Genomic DNA, 4907 nt, shown 5'->3' on the forward strand with positions numbered 1-4907 from the left:
ATATAAGTTCCATTTTTAGATGTTACTTTTATTTTCTTATTCCTGGTTAATACTGATTGTTTTTATCAGGTGCAAGATATGAGGAAGGTGGTTGCTGACGAACCCAGTTAATATCCTCAATTGATACTTTGCAATGTGGTCTAATCAATTTATCTGCGTCTGCAAGTTTTCGCTCGTTTCGCTGCTTGCTGCCACCGTTGATTGCTTTTAATGCTGTAGTCATATTCCCTCCTAAATTTTTCCATGACAATGTGAGCGACATTGCACCCATCCCGCGTTTAAGTCTTTTTGCTAGAGGCGAGTTTTATCTACTTTTTCTCACCCTGCCAGAATCGCAATTCATCTCGAAAATATCTGTCAGCCTTTTTTGATTGCTCCTTCCAACAATCCCAGGCAACGATTACCTCATCTCCCAAATCCTGAATCACTTCTCCTCTGGCGACATACAAAGTACGATATGGATCGGCGTGGGCAACGATAGAGCCGAGTCCGATTGTGTCTGGTTGAGAAGATGCGGTCTGGAGTGCGGTAATTAAATCAGTTTCTTCACTGGTCAATTCCGCCCAATAGTCCTGTTTGATTACCTCGTACTCTTGTGCCACTGCCCAATAGTCCTGCCACGTACACCCAGGCTTTGCTAGCACTGCCCTAATATCACTAACCGCTTGAGGCAACATCTCCAATTGTTCGGCTCGATAAGCGATCGCAATTGGTGTTGGCTCACTCCTCAGAATTATCGCAGCAGCTTCCAAGGCTTGGGTGTTGTTCATCGCACTGGCGAGATTCTTCAACGCCATGCCCATGAGCCGCAGACATTCTTGGGCATTTTCTTTGGGTGGTTCCTGCGCTAGCGATCGCAGATCAATTGTTTTTTCCAGGGCTTGCTTCACTTGCTTGTTCAAAGCTTTGGTCGCTTGCTGGGTCATAGTATTTCCCCACTGCTGTTGAGGACGTTCTTGTACTGCGTTTTCTAAATCTTGAATACGCTGCCTAAGCTGTTGGTTCTCAGTCTCCAACTGTCGTAGTGATTCCATCTCATCCAAACGCTGCTGTAACTGAATATTTTGCTCTTTCTGCTGCTTGTACAGTTGTTGCAAGGATTGGATTTGCTCTTGTACCTGGGCTTCAGCTTTAGCCCCTGCTTCAGCTTGCAAACCAATTCTCAATTCTTGGGAAAGTTGCTCTAACTCCTGTTTATGGCGTTCTTCGAGTGCAGCGATCGCTTCTGTGTATTCTGGTGAATAATTTCGCTCTCTGGAAAATGAGACACTAGCGGCATCTAAATCAGCATTGTTGATCAACAATCTTTCGCCATCAGTAAAGGTGACAATCTGCTGCCAACGATTTGGTGCGTCTGCCTCAATGGTTCCCTCTTCTCCATACCTTGGGTGTGACTGTTGTGAAACTGTGACAATGGCTTTTCGAGGAACCACTGGTTCTTCAATTTTGGGAACCATTGGTTCCTGAGTAGATTGCTTTTTGCGTGGAAGTTGAGGAACCACAATATTTGCAGCAGCAGCAAAGTCTGAAACACTTGGGTCAGGGTTATCTTTCAGAGCCAGGGATACAGCTTGTTTTAGTTTCTCTGGTTCCTTGACTAGCCGCAGCAGTGGACGGGCTTGACGCTCGTTTTTGATGTGTTCGCCCAACTCGCCAACTGCGTCTATGACCTTTTTAGCTCCTAGCAGTTGGTTGATTCGTCGGTATCCACCCCAGGCGTATAATTCACGCTGGCAGTATTCTTCAAAGTTTTTATAGCCAGCTTGCAGGTAAAGCTGCTGTTCCCTCATCTGGAGGATTTCATCTACCGCCTGCCACTCAAAACGGCCGATGACGGAGAAGGTTTCCTGAATGCTGGTGTTGACAACACTGTAATCGAGTGCTGTTGTTTGTTCTCTGTCTAGTGTCAGCATATCTCTTGCCCACTATGGTAAATGCTTGAAAAATTGGTCTTGCAAATTAGCCAAAGTGAACTAGGTAGCTGTAATATGGATTTTTCCAAAAATGTGTCAGCATTGTAATTGGCTCACTTTGTCCTAAACAACTTGAGTAAGCGATCGTGTAGCTTGCCGGCCTGCGATCGCTTTTATCTATGATGCTTCAGTGAGAAGTTTAAATAAGTTTGATCGGGAAGTGTACTAAAAATAAATACAACACATAAATGGGTGGTCATGCTGCCTCTTCATTAACTTGAGCTTGTTTCTTTGTGCGTCGCTGGGGGATATCCTGTGGATCTCTCATTTCAAAAAGATCGCCTACAGTTCGCCCAAAGTAGTTACATAGGGTTTCGACTGTGCTGACATCAACACGACTGAAATTGTTGGTAAATAGACGGTTAATAGTTGTCACGTCTAAACCAGTGTCTCTTGCCAGTTGTCTCTGGGACAGCTGGGGGTCTTTCTCTGCCATCAAAACGGCTAGTCGGCAAAACATCTTTTTTTTCATTCCTCCATCGTACCTGTAGGCTATGTTAACATATTGTTTGCTTTATCGCATACATTAGCTAAAAATAAGCAATCATTGTTAGTATTAACCCTTGACAACTGTATGCATTACCGCATATACTAATAGATACAAGGGCAAAGGAAAAACAAACCCTTAGCCAGCAAACGCAATCAAGAGTTTGTACTTACCGAATCTTGACAAGTGAATCCAGAGTGACCGCTTGATGAGTAACCGAGGCACTGGCACAACCAGAGAAGGCGAGAGGTACACAGCCGGGAAATGGATTCGCACTGAATAAGAAATTACCAGCAGGACGACGGACGGCAGTTGAAGCCTTTGAAGCCACACGTCGCCTGATACGCTGTATCTCCTGTTTTGGTATCACTCAAGTGCCACTGGCTTTGAGTCACAAATATATGGCTACGCCAAATCTTTTTGAGAGCGTTGTGCTGAACCACAACGTTGTTTGCACACATAACAAAGGCGACCGCCACCCTGAGAAAGTTTGCGATCGCCTTTTATCCAATTGAATGGAGATCAATATTATGCCTTATACAACACATACACAGCAAGCAATTCCTAGTTCTTCTGTTGATGAACAAGCCACAGCCCAAGCAGAACTAAACCACTACCTCGAATCCCAAGCCAAAGTTGTAGCCCCCACCCAAGATCCTCTCACCAGCAGAGATCGCCGCATCATTGGCGAGATTATCGAAGTTGAACCCGAATCAATCCGCACTATCTGGATCGAAGGCGGAATCACAGTATGGGTGCAGTTCGTGGAAGGAGGACGGCTGCCCTTCGATAGGGACTGGTTCGCTACAAGAGTTGCAGAGGTCAAAGCGACTCTACCAGAAACACCCTTGGAGCGCAACGAGCGATTGAGCGATGAACTGGAAACAGCTTGCACTGCTTTTGGTCTGTACCACGGTGAGATAGACTGGCTCTCGTTCAGCACCAAACTCTACCAAGACGGGCATTTTGTTGGCTTCGTCGGGTGCAATCACCAAGGTTGGTACGCAAGACCGAGACAGTACGGGGTAAATCGGGTTACTGGCAATGCAAAAGATGTGATTGCGTCGTTGGGAGTCCGAATGGCAGTAGCGGCGTAAGTGGCTGTTGCGAGAAAGGGCGATTGCACACCAAAAGAATTGCAATCGCCAACGAGGTTAATCTCGAATAAATACAATCATGGCACAAAGTAGAGCAGATAACCCCATACTTCAAGATTCGGGTTTCGATAACCATCAACTGAAAATTATGCACCCTCCAGCAGCTTTAAACGCACAGGTGTAAAAAATCTCTGAAGTGAAAAAGGCGATTGCAGTCCAAGGGAAAAGCGATCGCCGCTACAACGAAATTTATGACAATTCAAATCATCATGGCACAAACGATAAGCCCATTTTCTCTTCAAGAAGCCCAGTTAGATAAGCCAACAGAGAAAATACTCCTACCTCCAACCGACCCCAACGCAGAGGTACAAGAAATTCCTCCCTACAAACTGGTTTACGTTGGCGGAGCTTGCCCCAGAACTTATCGAGTATACAAAGCTCATTCCATGATTGGGGTGATATTTCAACACATCACTCATTGGTCGAATACTGTAGATAAGATTCGATACGCCGAGTCGTTGGATGCAGCAGTGGGATTAGACAACTCCATGACAATGGCAGGCTACTTTACGGCTACTACAGAACAACCACCCACAGAAGAAGAGTTGCTAGATATTGAATTTGATGCACTGACTTTTGAGGAGTGGGAAAAGCTGAAAAGATACGTTCCACAAGCGAAAGATTTAATTGCAGCGTAAGAAAATGGGTGGGCATTTGACCCACCTATATAGGAAGGAGCAAACCTAAATTTTATCCAAATACAACACCACAACTCATCGGATAAATCAATGGAACCGATAGAAATACTGAAGCAGTTCAACTCGTATTACGTAAATATTCAGGCGATTGCACAAAATGAAACTTGGCTCTTATTGATTGCTGATAAGAAGATTGACCCAGAAGCAGCAACTCACTTAGCTGATGTCCTGCATTACTTGAGTGAGGCAATGGGGTGTGTCGAAGAAATCGTTGAAGTCAAAACAATTCAAAATTACTAAACTGCTCACTTATGAGTTAGAAGTAATTTCTGGCACTGTCATAAATAGCTAAGTCGAACACTATCCAATATCAACGCAATTTTCAATAACAGCAACGTAATTATGGAAACAATCACCATAAACAATAGTGTCTTTCTCATTCCACCCACCCAACCTAAACTACAAGCAAACTGTGCCAAAGAATATGATCAATTTCTTCTTGATTATCCTCCAAAACTGACAATCTTAGAGGCACGATCTGGCGGATATCTCATGCAAGGGCAGAATCAAACAACAATAGCACAAGGTGAAAAGCGGTAAACACTACTTTTGCTGATGTGGCTTTGTCAAGAACCTTGCTAACCAAGCTAAA

7 protein-coding genes are annotated in these 4907 nt (G+C 44.4%); 3 read left to right on the top strand and 4 right to left on the bottom strand.

The features are described 5' to 3' along the window. Positions 1–46 precede the first annotated feature (46 nt). The 4 genes from H6G26_RS38370 to H6G26_RS38385 all read right to left on the bottom strand — a co-directional run bounded on the left by H6G26_RS38370 (position 47) and on the right by H6G26_RS38385 (position 2791). Positions 47–223 (bottom strand): hypothetical protein, encoded by a 177-nt coding sequence (locus tag H6G26_RS38370; protein WP_190736954.1) that lies wholly within the window; start codon positions 221–223, stop codon positions 47–49. An 85-nt stretch (positions 224–308) separates the two neighbouring features. Next, a complete protein-coding gene (locus tag H6G26_RS38375) occupies positions 309–1913 on the bottom strand; it encodes a hypothetical protein (RefSeq protein ID WP_190736956.1) in 1605 nt (534 codons plus the stop codon). Positions 1914–2169: 256 nt separating this feature from the next. Next, positions 2170–2445 carry a helix-turn-helix transcriptional regulator gene (locus H6G26_RS38380; protein WP_242054283.1) on the bottom strand — a complete coding sequence of 92 codons (276 nt, stop codon included), beginning with the start codon at positions 2443–2445 and terminating at the stop codon, positions 2170–2172. A gap of 184 nt (positions 2446–2629) precedes the next feature. Beyond that, complete coding sequence (locus H6G26_RS38385) at positions 2630–2791, bottom strand: hypothetical protein (protein WP_190736958.1); 162 nt, start codon at positions 2789–2791, stop codon at positions 2630–2632. Positions 2792–2990: 199 nt separating this feature from the next. Between H6G26_RS38385 and H6G26_RS38390 the strand changes: the two genes are divergently transcribed. The 3 genes from H6G26_RS38390 (at position 2991) to H6G26_RS38400 (ending at position 4555) form a co-directional block, all read left to right on the top strand. After that, a complete protein-coding gene (locus H6G26_RS38390; RefSeq protein WP_190736960.1) occupies positions 2991–3557 on the top strand; it encodes a hypothetical protein in 567 nt (188 codons plus the stop codon). Between the two features lie 209 nt (positions 3558–3766). Continuing rightward, positions 3767–4255, top strand: coding sequence for a hypothetical protein (locus tag H6G26_RS38395; RefSeq protein ID WP_190736962.1), 489 nt, complete (start codon positions 3767–3769; stop codon positions 4253–4255). 90 nt (positions 4256–4345) lie between these two features. Next, positions 4346–4555, top strand: coding sequence for a hypothetical protein (locus H6G26_RS38400; RefSeq protein ID WP_190736964.1), 210 nt, complete (start codon positions 4346–4348; stop codon positions 4553–4555). Positions 4556–4907: the final 352 nt, after the last annotated feature.

This window comes from Nostoc sp. FACHB-888, assembly GCF_014696655.1.
Lineage (GTDB): Bacteria > Cyanobacteriota > Cyanobacteriia > Cyanobacteriales > Nostocaceae > Nostoc.